We start from the raw sequence: 17,022 nt of genomic DNA on the forward strand, positions 1-17,022 counted from the left end.
CTGTCAGATTGAACGGCAAAGCCGTGAAAAGATGACTAGTAGCCACTGCCATGAAAAAAGATACGTTCACTGTTTGAACTTTAATTCACTACAGTGACGAATACCGAAGCTTGCCTTCGGTGAAAGTTTTTAGGATGATTATAGTATACGAAGTTTCTCTTAAATAAACCTTAAAAGACAGCTACCAATCCCAACCTCACTGACAATAAATCTCAATAGCTTGTGTTATAAACTCTGCTGTTCTCTGACCACCTGCACTGTCAATGTTCTCGGTGAAGCGCTCATCAGCGACATACATTTTCTCCAAGCCTACCAAAATCTCCTTGGTACCGGGGTAGAAGTTATCGGTGATGAAGTCTTGCAAGACCTTGACTTGTTCCTGAACCTTGTTGTCTGACGCTGGCCGGTCCTTCATTTTTCCGAAGACCACCAGAATTTGGTTCATTTTCTCTTGTTTTTTTGAAAAATCGCTAGCGCTGTGTTTGCTTTCAAATGCTTGATAGGCTGATGTCTGTCCCCAACGTGCCTTGGCTTCCTCTTGAAATGCATCTAGTTCTGCTTGATCATATGCTGTAAAATCAGTCATTTTTAGTCCTCCTTGCATGTCTTTAGCCTGACTAATGACTGCTTCCAAGTGTTGTTTTTTCAGTTCTAACCAAGTGATTTGGTCAGTTAGGGCTTGGTTGCGGTCAATAGTTTGGGCTGTCCATGATTTCTTTTATAGTCGTTTAGTTTTTGGAGAGGAAACTCCAGTTCTCGAAAGAGGAGAATCTCCTGCAATCTAACTGGACTGTCGTCATCATAGTAGCGATAGCCATTTTCCCCTACAAAAGCAGGTGACAATAGGCCAATCTCATCATAATAGTGGAGCGTGCGCACGCTGATACCAGCAATGGCGCTCATGTCTTTAACTGTCTTCATGGTTACCTCTCTACTAGGAGTATAAGCTATGACGTGGCGGAAGGGTCAAGGGTTTGCTACATTTTTATCGGCACTCGTCCCCAAGTCTGCTCTGCTACTCCTTCCCCCCCCAGCTGATAAACAGCGTCAGCTTGCTGAGTAACTGTATCCCACGGCTCCGCCCCAATTCGTGCGACGATATCCACTGACTTTTTCACAGTTTTGAGGTGTTCTCTGCCTTTCTGTGTAAAACCAAGGATATGAACCGCCTCTGGCAGTGATTTTTCCACAGCGTTTACTAGAATGTAAGTCAAAATCCGTCGCACGCGCGCTTTAGTGTAGCGTTTTGTAGCGACTTTATCCACCAGTTCTTCCACTGTTTCCACATGGCGGATGTTGCTTGTGATACGATTGGCGACTTCGTCGTTGACTTGGTAAATCTGCGTCAAGTCTGGGTTTGTGAGAATTTGGTATTTGAGCAACTGGAAGTAGTTCTCCCATGACACCTGTGGACTTCCTAAGAGCAGCTCTGCATTGGGCATGAAGGCATTCACGAAATCCTTGTCAGCTTTGTGCTGGCGGATACTGGTTGCTGAGGCGTAGGCAACATCTTTTTCTTTGGAATGATAGCCTGCGCCCTGACGCTCTATGGGGGTTAAGCGGATGCCCTTTTGGCTTGCTGCCTTGGTGTAGGCAAGCCCCAAAATATGATTAGGGGTGTCGCCTGTGAACTGGATGCCTGCAAAATGCTCCCACATGGCCTGGGTCTTCTGTGGATAAGAGCGGTGAGTTGGCTGGTTCTCTAGAAAAGTCGCCATTTCTTGAGCCTTTTCTATATAGATGTCCCCAATGAGGTTGTAATCAAGGACGGACTCGGTGCCGAAGGTCAGGTTATCCACACCTAGCTTAGCCAAAATATCTATGGCGCCCTCAGCAAAATAGTCCGCCGACTGGACGGCGACCAGAAAAGGAAGCTCAACCACCAAATCAGCCCCATTTTCCAGCGCCATCTGAGCGCGGATCCACTTGTCAACGATGGCAGGTTCCCCCCGCTGCATAAAATTGCCTGACATGGCAACGATTTTCACGCCCTTTGCCTGGTCTAGGAGGTACTTGTGCCCGTTGTGGAAGGGATTGAATTCGGCGATAATTCCTGTGACTGTCATTTGAAACTCCTTTTTATTTCTTTTATTATAACATGTCAATTCAAACAAAAAATGCTTCCCGTTTAAAAAGGGAAACATTTTAGTAAACCTCCAACATCGGTTGGAAGATTGTTTTCGTTCTTCTCTATCTGAAAATGAAAACGGTAGGCTCTTAACTGTCTTGGTTGTGATTGGTCAGGGGGTGACTGGCTCATTAGGTTAAGTTGGGCTAGGCGTCTTTGTCTGAGCTATCTAGCTTTTGCTGTCAAGATTATCAGACTTGACTGTCTTTTGCTTGCTAGTAGTTTTTCGGTAACGGCTACGGATAGTATTTAGCTGGTCTCGTAGGTCGGCATACTTGGATTTATCAGGATAGGCGTAAGCATTGATAGCTGTGAAATCAGTCAGAAAATCATAGACTTCAATCATGTCAGCTCGCAAGGCTCTGCTATTTGACCTAACCGTACCCTTTTGCTCCTGCAAGCGAGACTTATAAAGGGCTTCAAACTTAGCTTGGGTCAGTCTGAGCTGTTCAAGGTGAGGCGTCAAATTAAGGGCCTCAAGTGCCGGCTGGTAGGTTTCCTTATCCAGCTGGGCTAAGAGGTGGTTGATGTTTTCCGTCTCTTTCTCATAAGCGGCAACAGTAACGTTTTTGTAGTTTTTAAAGAGGTCAGCTAAGAGCTTGTAGGCCTTAGCCATACTCTCCTGCTGGACGCAAGAGAAGGCAGCCACCAGACTCGTCAAAGTCGTCAGCGCATCATCTCTGTTCTTATCCGCTTTTTCCAAGTCTTTAGCAAACTGGCTGCTACGAGACTTGTGCAAACCTGCTTGAAAGTCGGCAAGGAGAGTTTTAAGAGTTTCATTTTTGGACGCATAGAGAGACTCTCTTTCCTTTGTCGCAAAGGTGGCAATGGCAGAGCTGCTCTCAATCATCAGTTGGGCAAGACTCGCATTATCAAGTTTCGTCAAATGTAATGGTGCAATTTGGTAATCGTGCATTGTCATCTACTTTCTATCTTTAGTCGGGTTTCCATCAAGTGGAAAATGAAAATGAGACCTGTCAACAACAAGCCCCAAAACCAATCAAGAAGCAGGAAAGTTAAGAACCTATCGTTTTAATTTTCAGAGAGAAGGGAAGAGGGCTGGTGGCATAAGAAGATGAATTAGTTCGGTAGCCGAGGAAAGAAGCGACGTGCGGAAATGGGGTGCCTAGCTCTTAAGGAGAGTGGCGGCGCTCGGAAATGAGATGCCTAGCTCTTGGGGTAGTTGGCGGTGCGCAGAAATATGTTGCCTAGCGCTCAGGGAAGTTGACGGCGCGCGGAAATATGTTCCCTAGCCACTCAGGAAGAGTAAGGGCGCGCGGAAATTTACTCCACAGCAGTTAGGAAAGATCAAATTCGGTTGGAAATTAGTTTTCTATACTTCAAGGAAACCCATTATCTAGCAGTTAATATTTTCTTTAGTAGTTTTCTTAGATAAAAAAACATTTTTAGAACTCATTACGAATAATAAATTGTAGACCTGTTACGACGTGACGTAGTTCTACGAAGCAAAGCGAGTTAGAAATACGCATGCTACAGATACTTAAAATGGCAAGATGGCAATCTTAGCCATTTTTTAGTATCCACTACGTGGTTCCGAAGTTTCTGTATGGCTTTCAAAGTCTGGGGGACTTTGAAAGGTGGGAAATAGGGAGAGCTTCGCTCTCCTCCTTCGTTTGCTTATGGAAATAAGTATTAAATCTAACAGAAAGGCTAGGCATTTACGCCAACTTCTATGGAAGATTGGCTATGCCTCGCACCAGTCTCAGTTGGCGAAAAATATCGTTTCGCCAACTGTGCCATCGGAGGAGCATTTTGTTAGCTGATGTCGTAATGGTTATCATAGCTTTCGCCAGTTTATTACTAGACTTGCTTAGCTTAATAATCGTTATCATCTTAGCAATCGTGGACAAAAAATAACCGTCAGCAAACTTTAATACAGTTCTGACGGTTATTTTTTAACCAACTAACTATGAATCACTGTTAAGCAGTTCTACAGAAGGTGTTGAGTTGGCGCTCAACACCTTTTTAATTAGTCTATCAAATTCCTGTCTATCTGTCAAAATAGACTTTTTACTGTCAACAACTAAAGCAGACTTATTTCTGCGCCACAAAGAACCAACGCGCAGACGTTTCAGTTGGCTCTTTGTCTTCAAAATCTGCATAGAGTTTGAAAGACTTAAACCCCGCTTGCTCTAAGAGAATATCATAAGTTAAGACCTCGTAAGTGCGTTCTTCATGAATTTCATCATGGCGCGTAAAGCTGCCATCCGCCTCTTGCACAAAAAAGGTCAGCTCATGCACGATAGAATGCGGAACCTCATCTTCATAAGTATCCCAAAGCATGGCAAACTCTTCAGCATTTTCATGGTAAGAATAGCCAGGGAAGACCTGGTCAGTCTGGTAGGTTGAGTGAACGTCAAAGATGAAGACGCCGTCGTCATTGAGGGCGTCATAGACCTGCTTGAAGACGTCGCCAACCTCAACCTCGTCCTGCATATAGCAGATTGAGTCCGAGTAGCAGGTCACAAAGTCGTACTTGCCAGCCTGCGACAAGTCCAACATATTGCCTTGGAGGAAGTCAATTTTCTTCTTGGCAGAAGCTGCGCGTTTCTCAGCAATCCTGAGCATATCAGCGCTCAAGTCAAGTCCAGTCACCTCAAAGCCAGCTTGCGCAAAGCGAATGGACTGAATCCCAGTCCCGCAAGCCAGCTCCAAAAGTTTCTTTTTATCCTTTGACTTTGGCAAATGTCGGAGCGAAAAGTCCGTCCACTTGTCATACAAAGAATCGTCCATCACCGCATCATAAACCGATGCGAAAGTTTCATAAGTTGCCATGGTTATACTCCAATTTTTTCTAATGCGTTCAGAAGGTCCTGCTTCATTAAAGCCAAGTCATTTGCTGTCGGTTTCTTATCCTCATCATACATAAGTTCCATAGGATACCACCAGACTGGTCCTTTTCCCTCATGACCATATTCTCCTAAGTCACCTGATCGTCTCGGAAATAGATGCCAATGAACATGCGCATCCCCATTTCCAAGCAACTCACAATTCATCTTATCCGCACCAAAAGCAACTTTAACAGCCTCAGCAACATCTGCCATATCAGATAAAAATAGATTACGCTCTTCTCTATCAAGTTGGTCTAGCTCGGTAATATGATTTTTCCCTAAGAAAAGTGTGTAGCCCCTAAAATGTTGGTGGTCTCCTAAGACAACATAACCTGTCCGTAACTCTTTGACAAAATAAGGATTTTGATTTTTTGCTATCATCTCAATCCGAGAACAAATTAAACACATAAAACTCCCCTTCTTTCACGAAAACCTTGTCATTTGACAAGGTTCTTTTTGCTCTATTTCAAAAAATCCTCAACATCAAGCATTGGTGCTTCATGCCAAAGTTTTTCAAGGTTGTAGTGCTCGCGCTCGTCTTCTGAGAAGATGTGAACGATGATGCTGTTTAGGTCAAGGAGAACCCAACCCGCTCTGCTGTCGCCCTCTGGTTGGGCAACGTAAGCGTCAGCTTCCTTGACTTTCTCACGAATATTCTCCGCAAGAGCATCAAGCTGACGACTATTTGACGCGCTCATAATCACAAAGTAATCTGCAAGGCTAGTCACCGGTTGCAAATCCAAAATTACCATATCCTCAGCACGCTTCTCATCAGCGGCCTTAACAACCAATTGCAAAAGTTCTTTTTCAGTCATATTAATCCTCATGTAAGCAATGCACGTAGGCATTGTAAGTTTCTATTGTTTTAGGGTAAATGGGCTGCGCTTTGCTAGCTAGAAAAGCCACTGTGTGGGCAGTTTCGTAAGCCACAGCCTTATCGAGACTAGCTTGCGCTATCACACGCGCCTCATCAACCCCAGGGAAGTTTCGGTTATGTTCAATGTAATCCGCCACATAAACAATCTTTTCAAGAGTGGTCATGTCAACAGCTCCAATGGTATGGCGCTCAATAGATCTTAAGATTTCAGGATCTGAAATCCCCAAGTCCTCTTGAATCTTGTAAATGCCAACCACACCATGCCAGATATTATTGTTCCAGTTTTTCAGGTCTGGGTCTAAGTCATACTTGTCAATGAGAGCCAGAAAATCAGCGTCAGCCACTTCTTTAGCGTAATCATGCAGCAGACCTGCAAGTCCTGCCTTTTCCACATCATAGTTGTGAAGCTCAGCCAATTCCTGTGCAGCCCTTTCCACACCTAGGACATGGCGGAAACGCTTGTCAGACATGACGCTCTGCACTTTTTCCAAAAGCACCTCACGGCTCATGCCAGTGTAAGATTCATAGGTCATTTGTAGAGTCCTTCTTCCTTGATGTAGTCTAGCACCGTTTTAGGGAGGAGATAGTTGGGGTCGCGACCATCTTTGATAAAGCTGCGCACCATGCTAGACGAGATATCCATGAGAGGAACGTCCACCCAGATGACAGGGTAAGAGGTGCCCGCCTTGTACTTGGGACGTTGAACACCCACAAACTGCACCATCTGAATGAGCTCGTCAATGCGGTGCCATTTAGGAAGATAGTCCACCATGTCAGCGCCAATGATGAAATAATAATCTACATCAGGATTCCTCTCCGTCAAAAGCTTCATGGTATCGTAGGTGTAGCTGATACCCTTGCGATCAAGCTCAATGGTTTCAATGCCAAGCCCAGCAACATCGTCAATAGCAAGCTCCAACATCTTGAGGCGGTGCTTTTCATCGATGGTTTCTTTTTTATCCACATGTGGCGGTGTAAACTCAGGCATGAGCAAGACCTCATCAAGGGATAATTGCTGGCGCACTTGGTCAGCTACAACCAAGTGAGCATTGTGAACAGGGTTAAAGTTTCCTCCCAAAATACCGACTTGCTTGCGGTTGCGGTCACGTTTTTTCTCTTCTAATTCAACTTTTGTAAATGGTGTAAGCAGTTCGAGTGCCATAGGTCCTCCATGAACAAATTATTCTTATTTTGTATTTCCTTTTCTTAGGTGGTGGCGGACGCAAGCGACCTCCTTCGAAGTCTCCAAAGTTCCGTTCATAGTAACAACTTCGTTGTTACTATGAAATTTACCACAGCGAAAAGAAAGTTGTTTGGGCTCACTGCGTTCGCGATGGCTGGCGCTGTGTGCTTGTTTTAGCTACTCTCGCTATTAGTTTGTTTTGATAGCTTTGACTTTTACTGAGAGTTTGCGGTTTTCTTTGCGGTTTGACTCCTTGTAGAGAATTAGGATGCGGCCGATTTTTAGGACGGTGTCACAGCCGATTTCGTCTTCTAGGATTTCAGCGACTTCGTGGATATCTTCGTCTGTGTTTTGAAGCAAAGTAACTTTGATCAATTCACGGGCATCAAGAGCGTTACGGACGCTGGTTTTAATTTGGTCGTTAAGACCATTTTTTCCGATTTGTATGATGGGTTTCATTGTGTGTGCCTCTGATTTTAAGAAGGCACGTTGTTTTGATGTTAACATAAATTTCCTTTTTCTGTTTTGTCATACTCCTCTTAGGTAGTGTGGACGCAAGCGACCTCATGCGGAGTTCCATTGCTAAACCTTGAACCTAAGTCTCAAGGTTTCCGTTGACCTTAATCAAAAATGCTTAAGGTCAATGCCACTACGGCGAAGAGTATTTGGTGTGTGCTCACTGCGTTCGCAATGGCAGAGCTGTTTATTAAATCAAGGCTTTGCGTAAAACCACTGCTACGCCTTCTGGTGCCCAGGCGGCAACGACCACTGGTTGGTCGGCGCTGGCTTTGACACGAATCCATCCTAGACCTGAATAGACGATGTCCATTTTGTCTTTGATGGTAAATTCGTGGCGGACTAGTTTAGGGAAGTCTTTGACTTCTTTATCAGTTGGCGGTGTTAATAGGCTTCCAACGTGCTTTTCATAAAAAGCACCAGCTCCCTCAAGCTTGGTACGGTGGAGGTTCAAGTTATTGTCAAAATAAGCTGTGAAGCCCTGCTTTTGTCCTGAAACAAAATCGAAGCGAGCCAGACCAGCTAAGAAAAGGGTTTGCTCTGGGTTGAGCTGGTAGGTTTTTGGCTTGATTTCCTTTTTAGGACTGATGTACTTGAGGTTCTTATCCGTCAAATAATGAGCCATCTGGTGGCGGTGGATAATCCCTGGCGTGTCAAAGATGTAAGAACCGTCGTCAAGCGGAATCTCAATCTTGTCAAGGGTTGTTCCTGGAAAACGCGAAGTCGTGATGACATCTCTGTTACCAGTAATTTCACGGATGATAGCGTTGATAAGGGTTGATTTTCCAACGTTGGTCACACCAACCACATAGACATCGCGACCCCTGCGCAATTTCTCGATGGTGTCAATCAATTCCTTGATGGCATGATGGTTTTGAGCGCTAGTCAAAATCACATCCACAGGACGAAGTCCCTCTTCGTGAGCGCGCTCGGTCAACCACTGAGTCACCTTACCGTCCTTGACAGACTTAGGCAAAATATCCTTCTTGTTCCCCACAAGAAGGACGTCATTTCCTGAAACAAAACGGCTAAGCCCTGGAATAACTGAACCGTTAAAGTCAAAAATATCCACAACGTTAACCACAAGAGCATCGCTGTCGCCCACTTCGTGAAGGAGTTTCAAGAACTCATCATCGGTGATGTGAACGTCTGTGATCTCATTATAGTGACGTAGTCTGAAACAGCGCTGACAGTATAATTCACCGGTTTCTAGCCCCTTTTCAAGAGCAGACTGGGGCGTGTAACCCGCTACTTCCTTGTTTTCTGTTTGAATTTTGGCACCACAGCCAATACAAAATAATTCTTCCATTAAATTCCTTTTTGATACTTGATTTTTCCGTATTTTTCTTCGATTTTTTTCCAAACGCGACGTTCACGCCAGCGATTAATTTTCGTATTCCAAGCATCCGATTTGACCAGTGGTTTAACGAGCACCGACTTAATGTCAGCGCGATGAGCTGCACGAATATCAGTCATGAGCTGGTCACCGACCATAATGACTTCATCGCGGTCAAAGCCGTAGCGCTCAATAGCCATGTTGATGCCTCGTGTAAAAGGCTTCATGGCGCGACTGACAAAGTCCACACCAAAGAGATCTACCGCACGTTCCACACGCGAATGCTTGTTGTTAGACACCACCACAACCGAAATATCAGCCGTCGTCATGGCATCCAACCAAGCCCGCACCTCAGGCGTTCCATCAGGATTATTCCAGGCGATAAGCGTATTATCCAAATCCACCAAAACCGCACGAATCCCGTGACGCAACAAATCTTCCGCTTTTAAATCATAAACTGCCTCAACCACGAAGGTCGGCCTATAATCATCTATACTCAATGTTATCTCCAAAAATATATTTTACTATTTATTTTACCATATTTTCTAGAAAATAGCAGAGCTTGGGACAGTAGTTCTTTTTTAGTTTCAAGTGTACACTGGCTCTACAAGCAATAGTCAATCCAAATCTCCGCGATTTAAAGCAAATACCGAACGTTATTATATAAATCTTGACGATTTAAGAAGAATTTCTGAAAATTAAGACTAAATCCTGGTGCTTGAGTAAGAATTTCTGAAAAGACAAGTCTAATTTCCAAGATTCAGAAGGAATTCTTAAAAATTCTAACTAAATCTTCGCACTTAGGAGCAATTTTGTAGCAAAAAAAGTCAGACTCTTTCGAATCTGACTTGGGTTAGTTCTTGCTCATTTTGCTAGTGGCAACCAGGTCTTTCAAACTGATTAAGAGCACCGCCATGAGGATGCAAAGCATCCCCAAAAAATCGCTGAGATAGAAGTGAGCGCCCATGATGAGGACGGTGAGGATGACGGAAGCGACGGGCTCGATGGAGGCGAGAAGACTTCCCTTGACCGCTCCAATCATGGTAACTCCCATAAGGAAAATGGTGTAGGCAAAGACGGTACCGACACCAATAATCCCGAAGTAGGCTAGGAGAATCTTGGCATCTAGGGATGTGCTTAGGGTCCAGGCGCGCGTCACGAGGGAGAAGGTGACCCCACCAATAAGCATGGCACTGCCAATAGTCATCAAGCTCCCCCACTCGCGAATCACCTTGACTGGAATCAGGATGTAGGCCGCATAGGTGACCGCAGAACCCAGTCCCCAGAAGAGACCAAGTGGCGTGATAGCCAAGCTACCAATCTTCCCATGAGTCGACATAATGAAAGTCCCAGCAATAGCTAGAATAATCGCACCAACTTCGACTGTTGTCGGCAAGGTGCGATTTTTCAAACAGACTAGCGCCAAGATGAGAACGGGGGTCATGTATTGGAGCACCGTTGCTGTACCAGCATTGGTGTGGTTGATGGCTTGCAAGTAAGCGTATTGATTCATCACCAAACCGAAAATACTGAACATAATCGTTGGAAGGACAAATGATTTACTTCTGACAGCTTTTTTAAGTTCCTTTGGTTGCTGAAAAGCCACAATGGCTATCAAAATAATTCCTGAAATAAGCAGGCGTAAAGAGGTCAGTAGATTGACCGACACGCCATGGCTCATCAGATATTGTCCACTGACCCCTGAAATGCCCCAGGCTGACCCTGCAATTAGGACCACAAGACTTCCTTTAAGTTCTTTTGACATAAACTCTCCTTGATGATTTAGTGGCTCTATTATAACAAAAATCACTAGTCAGTGACTAGCGACTTCTAATTATTTTTGCTGTAAGTTCCCGTGCTGTAATCGATGGTGAAGCCATTGGCAACATTGAAAACTTCCACTTGTTCGTCGATAACGCCGTCTGACGACTTCATGGACACCATGACTGAGCGAGGAACTAGCTCCTTGCCGTAATAGATGGTTTTTGCTTCATAGTAGAGAATTCCATTTTGATTGGCTTCCAGCCATTTCTGAGCCTTTTTCTCCGTGTAGCGCATGCCTCCATTTTGGTCCACGCCTCCGACATTTTGCGTTCTGGTTCCAGTGATGAGGTTTTGGCGAATGGCTGCGCCTCCCAAGCTATCCGCTACTAGGTGGCTGCGATTCCAGAAGTAACCATGATAAGCTCTGCCATTGACCCAAGAAATGGTTACCTTGTCGTTGTGCCCCCAACCAGCGGGGTTTGCATCCTTAGCAAAAGTCTGGCGAGTGCCGTAAGAATCAAAGACGTTGACATAAGTCAGCGTCGCACGAACAGTCTGCGTCCGTCCCAGCTCATCCAAGCCTGTGTAGTCAATCTTACCGATAGTTGAAGCTGTTTTGGGCGTTGAGGCATTATCATCGAAGTCACGGTAAACCGTCTCTGTCAGCGGAAACTGCGTCTCGTCCATGTCACTCTTGCCGATAACTCGGTAGTAGTTGGGATATTTCTCAAGCGTCCAGTTACCAGTGTCATTTGGGAGCGAGGTCACCGGTGCATCTACAGATTGCCAAGTGTCTATTTCACCGATGCCCTTGATGACCTGTCTGCTAGAATGTTCGCTCTCTGCAAGCCTTATTTTTGATTGTAGCTGGCTGACCATTTTTTGATATGAACTTGGAAATTGGTCCAGCGGAGCATAGGCTAGGAAAAAGTAACTAGCAATAAGCACCAAAACCACAGAGAGTACTAAAATAGCACGCAAGGGCTTATCTAAATTTCCCCACCAAACTCTACTGACAGGCTTAGACCGCTTAATGGATTTTTTCGTTTTCGGACTTGTCTTTTTCTTCGACACAGCATCTCCCCTCCCAATGATATGACTACTTATATTTTACTATAGAGAAAAGAGATTGTGGACTTTTCGGCTTAAGAAAATGGCTTGTTGGCAGACAAACTAGGCTAATTCAAAATCTAGTCAGCCTTCTTAACCACCTTAGCTAAGATGACCAGCTGACAGATACCTAGAACGAAAAGCAAGATGAAAGCGTGTTGTGAGCCTTGGGCTGTTGCCTTGGTATATGCCATTAAAGTATTTGTTTGGCTCATGGCTACAATCAAGGAAGCGACTGTTGTTCCCATAGCGCCAGCAAATTGTTGCAAGGTGTTAAAAATAGCGTTGGCATCTGCTTGTTCGACTTTTGAGACTGACTGTTGGCCGCTTGTCATGATATTTCCAAAAGACATACCGACCCCTAGCATAAAGACGATGTAAAGTGAAGCTAGGAGGGCATTTGACAAGTGCATCCCAAAGATACTGAAAAGCAGGTGAGCAAGGAGAACCAAGCTCGCCCCCGTTAAAATTGGTTTACGTGCGCCCAATTTATCCAAAATTGTTCCGCTAAATGGGGCAAAGCAGGCACCGATTACCGCACCAGGCAAGACCAAGAGCCCTGCAACTGTTGACGTTGAGCCATTGACCAGCTGAATGTAGTTTGGTAACAGGTAAGACATGGCTAGCGCTCCTAATTGGAAGAGGAAGAAGGCAATCGCATGTCCTGAAAAGGCACGATTTGCCAAGACAGATAAATTAATAATCGGATTGTCAATCGAGCGACTTCTAAGAACAAGTAAACTTAAGCCAAGACAACCAATCATCAACCAGCCAATAACTGAAAAGCTAAAGAATGCATGCTCAGCCAAGTGATTGATTCCCAAAATCAAACCGACAAAAGTAATAATAATAGCCAGCACACTTAACATATCCAAGGATGACCTAGACACAGCGCTCTTTTGTTCGATTGTCGCTAGACCAATCCCTAAAGAGAGGATGAGAATTGGCAAGAGCAACCAAAAGATGTACCGCCAACCAAGACTGGATGCGACGAAGCCTCCAAAGGTAGGACCAATAGCTGGCGCAACAGCGGTAATTAGGGTCCCCACCCCCATCATGATACCGATTTTTGACTTAGGTACTTGCTCAAGAATAATATTAAACATCAGAGGAAGAGCAATGCCGACACCGATTCCTTGAATGACCCTACCCAGCAATAAAATACTAAAATTTGGTGTCACTGTATCAATAACAAGACCAATCATAAACAAAAAGTTTGCCATTAGAAAGGCTGATTTTGTCTTAAAAGAGCGTTTGATATAAGCAGATAAGGGAACCACCATGGCTACGACCAAAAGGTAAATAGTTGTCATCCACTGAACAGTGGCTGTATTGACATGGAAAGTCTTCATCAAAGTCGGGAAAGTGATATTCATGGCTGTCTCCACAATAACCCCAGAAAATGATAGTAACCCAGTCGCTAATATAGCTCCTAATAATTTTTTTGAGATTTTCTGTCCATTCATTAGTCCTCGTCCTCCTTGTAAATGTAATAATCTAAGATTGCTTTAAACGTGTTCAGCTCATCAACTGAAAAACGACGATGCAAGTCTTCATTTTCTTTTTCAAGATAATCTTGACTAATCTGTGCCAGACTCTTAGCCTTATCCGTCAAAATGACCGACTTTTGCCGAGCATCTTTTTTAGAAACCGTTCTGCTAATAAGCCCCTTGGTCTCCATCCTTTGTAGTAAAACAGTCGTAGTTGACCGCTGAATATTGAATTCTCGTTCAATATCTCTTTGAAAATAGTCCTCTTTTTCTTGCCTACTTAAAAAATCAATGACAGACATCTGTGTACCAGTTAAGTTATTCTTCTTAGCAAAATAATCAAACCGCCGCCCCATTTGATTACTAGCTTGCTTTAATAAGCGACCATAACTATCAGTCATAAGCCCTCCTTTTTGTTAGCTTACTAACGTAATTATAGCAGTAAAAATCTGAATGTCAAGTACAAAAAAAGAAGTTAGGATACCCCAACTTCTAAAAGAGATTAGTCTTCTTTCAACTTAGCCAACTCTTGTGCCAACAATTTAAGGGCAACTTGCGGGTTAGCTTGACCTTTAGTAGCTTTCATGAGGAAACCAGTGAAGGCCTTGTCAGCATTACGTTTACCTGACTTGAAGTCGGCAACAGCTGCTTCATTGTCCGCAAAAACTTGGTGGATAATTGGAATCAAGATTTCAGGGTCTGAAATCTGAACCAAACCAGCTTTCTTAACGTATTCTTCGGCCGAACCACCATTTTTAGCCAAGTGAACAAAGACTTTCTTGGCAATTTTAGATGAAATAGTACCATCTTCAATCAAACCAATCATTTCAACCAAGTTTTCTGGTGTCAAGCCAATTTGCTCGATAGTCTTAGATTCACTGTTGAGGAATTGAGCCACTTCACCTTGCAACCAGTTTGAGACTTGTTTAGCATCACCACCAAGAGCGACAGCTTTTTCAAAGAAATCAGAGGTTGCTTTTGTTGCTGTCAACTGGCTAGCATCGTAATCAGACAAGCCAAATTGTGACACGTATTTAGCACGGCGCTCTTTTGGAAACTCAGGAAGGGTTGCACGCATTTCGTCAATCCATTCATCAGACACTTCAAAGAGTGGTAGGTCTGGTTCTGGGAAGTAACGGTAGTCAGCAGCACCTTCTTTGACACGCATAAGAATTGTACCTTTGTTAGCCTCATCGTAACGACGTGTTTCTTGACGGATTTGACCACCAGCGCGCAAGATTTTCGCTTGACGTTCTTGTTCAAATTCAAGACCTTTACGCACATTGCTAAATGAGTTCAAGTTTTTCAACTCAGTCTTCACACCAAATTCTTCTTGACCGTAAGGGCGAAGCGAAATGTTGGCATCCACACGCATTGACCCTTCTTCCATCTTAACGTCAGAAATGCCTGTGTATTGGATGATTTCTTTAAGGGCAGTCAAGTAAGCATAAGCTTCTTCTGGTGAACGCATGTCAGCTTCAGACACGATTTCAATCAATGGCACACCTTGGCGGTTAAGGTCAACGTATGAATAACCATCTGTACCGTGGGTATTTTTACCAGCATCTTCTTCCAAGTGGGCACGTTCAATGCGGATTTTCTTAGTTGAACCGTCTTCTAATTCGACTTCAATCCAGCCGTTGTAACCGATTGGCTCATCAAATTGTGAGATTTGGTAGGCTTTTGGATTATCAGGGTAGAAATAGTTTTTACGGTCAAAGTGCATGTGCTGGTGAATGTCCATGTTCAAAGCTAGCGCAGCCTTGATACCAGCATCAATAACACCCTTGTTCATGACTGGAAGCACACCAGGGAATGACCAGTCAACCACGTTGGTGTTGGTATTTGGGTCTTCACTAAAGCGGGCTGGTGTTGGTGAGAAGATTTTAGAATTGGTATTCAATTCAACGTGGACTTCAAGTCCAATGACTGTTTCAAAGTTCATTAGTTCTCACCTCCGAAAATGATAGGTTGTTGTTTATGGTAATCAGTGCTTGCTTCAAAAGCAGCTGCTACTTGGTAGATTGTTTCTTCACTGTATTTTGGACCAATCAATTGCATCCCAACTGGGAGACCTTGGTCAAATCCTGCAGGAATTGAAATACCTGGTAGCCCTGCCAAATTGACAGGAATGGTCAAGATATCCGCAAGGTACATAGCAACTGGGTCATGGTTAAGACTGTCCAAGTCATAGGCAGCTGTCGGTGCAGTAGGTCCCAAAATCAAATCATAGTCCGCAAAGACTTTCTCGAAATCTTGGATGATAAGGGTACGCACTTGACCAGCTTTCTTGAAGTAGGCATCATAGTAACCTGAAGATAAGCTGAAAGTTCCAAGCATGATACGGCGTTTAACCTCGTCACCAAAACCTTCTGAACGTGTGTTGACATAGATGTCATCCAAGTTATTGTAGTTTTCTGTGCGGTAGCCGTAACGAATACCGTCAAAACGTTGCAAGTTTGATGACGCTTCCGATGAAGCGATGATGTAGTAAACCGCTACACCGTATTTTGAATGCGGAAGGCTAACTTCTTCAACGGTTGCACCCAATTTTTCCAATTGCTTAGCAGCATTAAGGATTGTTTCCTTAACAGCAGGTGCGATACCTTCACCGAGGTATTCTTTTGGAAGGGCAATCTTCATGCCTTTGATGTCTTGACCAATTTTAGACGTAAAGTCACCAACTGCACGGTCTGAAGAGGTTGAATCTTTGGCATCATGACCTGAAATAACGTTCAAGAGCTGGGCATTTTCTTTAACGGTTTGTGAGAATGGCCCAATTTGGTCAAGTGAGCTACCGAAGGCAATCAAACCAAAACGCGACACGCGTCCATAAGTCGGTTTCATCCCAACAACACCATTGAATGAAGCTGGCTGACGGATTGACCCTCCAGTATCTGAACCAAGTGACAAACGGACTTGTCCAGAAGCAACAGCAGTCGCTGAACCACCAGATGACCCACCAGGAACCTTAGTTTGGTCCCAAGCATTTTTGGTTTTCTTGAAATAAGATGTTTCAGTTGAACCACCCATGGCAAATTCGTCCATGTTGGTTTTACCGATGACAATCATATCTTTGCCGTAAAGTTGCTCAACAGCAGTCGCATTAAAGATTGGATCGTAATTGTAGAGCATTTTTGAAGCAGCTGTTGTCAAAATCCCTTTTGTTGATATATTATCTTTAACCGCCAAAGGAATTCCTGACATGATATTACCAGCGTCAATTCCTTTTTCGTCCAAGGCTTTAGCTTGAGCTAGCGCTACTTCATCTGCAACCGTAATGAAAGAACCAATAGCTTCTTCACGCGCATGTACATCATCCAAAGTGGCTTGTGTCAGTTCGGTCGCTGAAATTTCTTTCTTGACAAGAAGGTCGTGCAACTCGTCGATTGATTTGTTATTAAATGACATTAAGCATCTCCTCCATCTTCAAGAATTGCTGGTACTTTGATGTAATGATTTTCATGTTGAGGGACATTTTTAAAAAGTTCCTCACGGTCATCACCAGCCTGCGCCACATCTTCACGCATAACCGTTTTGCGATCTGCCATCGTAGTTGTGATTGGCACACCATCTGTATCAACTTCGTTCAAAAGCTCTACCATGTCCACAATCTTAGACAAAGTTGTTGCAAATTCAGCCGTTTCTTCATCTGAAAATGCCAACTTAGACAGATTGGCCACATGACGCACTTCTTCTTCAGAAATTTTCATGTTTAAGATACCTAGAACGCCAAGAAAGCGACTGTATTTTAGGAAGTCAAGGG

At 44.0% G+C, this 17,022-nt stretch carries 17 protein-coding genes and 1 pseudogene; all 18 read right to left on the reverse strand.

Features of this window, described 5'->3' with window-relative positions; all coding sequences use genetic code 11:
• Positions 1-196: 196 nt before the first annotated feature.
• The 18 genes and pseudogenes from IYQ92_RS03730 to gatC all read right to left on the reverse strand — a co-directional run bounded on the left by IYQ92_RS03730 (position 197) and on the right by gatC (position 16,969).
• Positions 197-921, reverse strand: a pseudogene (locus tag IYQ92_RS03730) (MerR family transcriptional regulator).
• A gap of 56 nt (positions 922-977) precedes the next feature.
• Complete coding sequence (locus tag IYQ92_RS03735) at positions 978-2,066, reverse strand: nucleotidyltransferase (protein ID WP_195675408.1); 1,089 nt, start codon at positions 2,064-2,066, stop codon at positions 978-980.
• Positions 2,067-2,297: 231 nt separating this feature from the next.
• Entirely contained in the window at positions 2,298-3,050 is a 753-nt protein-coding gene (locus IYQ92_RS03740; RefSeq protein WP_195675409.1) for a DUF6261 family protein, read from the reverse strand.
• A 1,133-nt stretch (positions 3,051-4,183) separates the two neighbouring features.
• On the reverse strand, positions 4,184-4,924 hold the full coding sequence (locus tag IYQ92_RS03745; protein WP_195675410.1) for a class I SAM-dependent DNA methyltransferase: 741 nt from the start codon (positions 4,922-4,924) through the stop codon (positions 4,184-4,186).
• Between the two features lie 2 nt (positions 4,925-4,926).
• Entirely contained in the window at positions 4,927-5,388 is a 462-nt protein-coding gene (locus IYQ92_RS03750) for an HIT family protein (protein ID WP_195675411.1), read from the reverse strand.
• 53 nt (positions 5,389-5,441) lie between these two features.
• A complete protein-coding gene (gene rsfS, locus IYQ92_RS03755; protein ID WP_195675412.1) occupies positions 5,442-5,795 on the reverse strand; it encodes a ribosome silencing factor in 354 nt (117 codons plus the stop codon).
• Between the two features lies 1 nt (position 5,796).
• Complete coding sequence (gene yqeK, locus IYQ92_RS03760) at positions 5,797-6,390, reverse strand: bis(5'-nucleosyl)-tetraphosphatase (symmetrical) YqeK (RefSeq protein ID WP_195675413.1); 594 nt, start codon at positions 6,388-6,390, stop codon at positions 5,797-5,799.
• Positions 6,387-7,019 carry a nicotinate-nucleotide adenylyltransferase gene (locus IYQ92_RS03765; RefSeq protein ID WP_195675414.1) on the reverse strand — a complete coding sequence of 211 codons (633 nt, stop codon included), beginning with the start codon at positions 7,017-7,019 and terminating at the stop codon, positions 6,387-6,389. The genes yqeK and IYQ92_RS03765 overlap by 4 nt, the downstream gene beginning before the upstream one ends.
• 210 nt (positions 7,020-7,229) lie before the next feature.
• Positions 7,230-7,547 carry a ribosome assembly RNA-binding protein YhbY gene (yhbY, locus tag IYQ92_RS03770; protein WP_195675415.1) on the reverse strand — a complete coding sequence of 106 codons (318 nt, stop codon included), beginning with the start codon at positions 7,545-7,547 and terminating at the stop codon, positions 7,230-7,232.
• Between the two features lie 199 nt (positions 7,548-7,746).
• Positions 7,747-8,865: a ribosome biogenesis GTPase YqeH gene (gene yqeH / locus IYQ92_RS03775; protein WP_195675416.1), complete on the reverse strand. Its 1,119-nt coding sequence runs from the start codon at positions 8,863-8,865 to the stop codon at positions 7,747-7,749.
• The gene (locus IYQ92_RS03780) at positions 8,865-9,392 is read right to left on the reverse strand and encodes a YqeG family HAD IIIA-type phosphatase (RefSeq protein ID WP_195675417.1); all 528 of its coding nucleotides are present in this window, start codon (positions 9,390-9,392) and stop codon (positions 8,865-8,867) included. Before IYQ92_RS03780 ends, yqeH begins: the two co-directional genes overlap by 1 nt.
• A 353-nt stretch (positions 9,393-9,745) precedes the next feature.
• Positions 9,746-10,657, reverse strand: coding sequence for a DMT family transporter (locus tag IYQ92_RS03785; RefSeq protein ID WP_195675418.1), 912 nt, complete (start codon positions 10,655-10,657; stop codon positions 9,746-9,748).
• Positions 10,658-10,722: 65 nt separating this feature from the next.
• Entirely contained in the window at positions 10,723-11,730 is a 1,008-nt protein-coding gene (locus IYQ92_RS10595; protein ID WP_324253053.1) for a DNA/RNA non-specific endonuclease, read from the reverse strand.
• Positions 11,731-11,846: 116 nt separating this feature from the next.
• Complete coding sequence (locus IYQ92_RS03795) at positions 11,847-13,232, reverse strand: MFS transporter (RefSeq protein WP_195675419.1); 1,386 nt, start codon at positions 13,230-13,232, stop codon at positions 11,847-11,849.
• Positions 13,232-13,657, reverse strand: coding sequence for a MarR family winged helix-turn-helix transcriptional regulator (locus tag IYQ92_RS03800; protein ID WP_195675420.1), 426 nt, complete (start codon positions 13,655-13,657; stop codon positions 13,232-13,234). The genes IYQ92_RS03795 and IYQ92_RS03800 overlap by 1 nt, the downstream gene beginning before the upstream one ends.
• Before the next feature lie 101 nt (positions 13,658-13,758).
• On the reverse strand, positions 13,759-15,201 hold the full coding sequence (gene gatB / locus IYQ92_RS03805) for an Asp-tRNA(Asn)/Glu-tRNA(Gln) amidotransferase subunit GatB (protein WP_195675421.1): 1,443 nt from the start codon (positions 15,199-15,201) through the stop codon (positions 13,759-13,761).
• Positions 15,201-16,667 carry an Asp-tRNA(Asn)/Glu-tRNA(Gln) amidotransferase subunit GatA gene (gene gatA, locus IYQ92_RS03810; RefSeq protein WP_195675422.1) on the reverse strand — a complete coding sequence of 489 codons (1,467 nt, stop codon included), beginning with the start codon at positions 16,665-16,667 and terminating at the stop codon, positions 15,201-15,203. The genes gatB and gatA overlap by 1 nt, the downstream gene beginning before the upstream one ends.
• Complete coding sequence (gatC, locus tag IYQ92_RS03815; RefSeq protein ID WP_195675423.1) at positions 16,667-16,969, reverse strand: Asp-tRNA(Asn)/Glu-tRNA(Gln) amidotransferase subunit GatC; 303 nt, start codon at positions 16,967-16,969, stop codon at positions 16,667-16,669. The genes gatA and gatC overlap by 1 nt, the downstream gene beginning before the upstream one ends.
• Positions 16,970-17,022 lie beyond the last annotated feature (53 nt).

This window comes from Streptococcus sp. HF-1907 (assembly GCF_015594605.1).
GTDB lineage: Bacteria > Bacillota > Bacilli > Lactobacillales > Streptococcaceae > Streptococcus.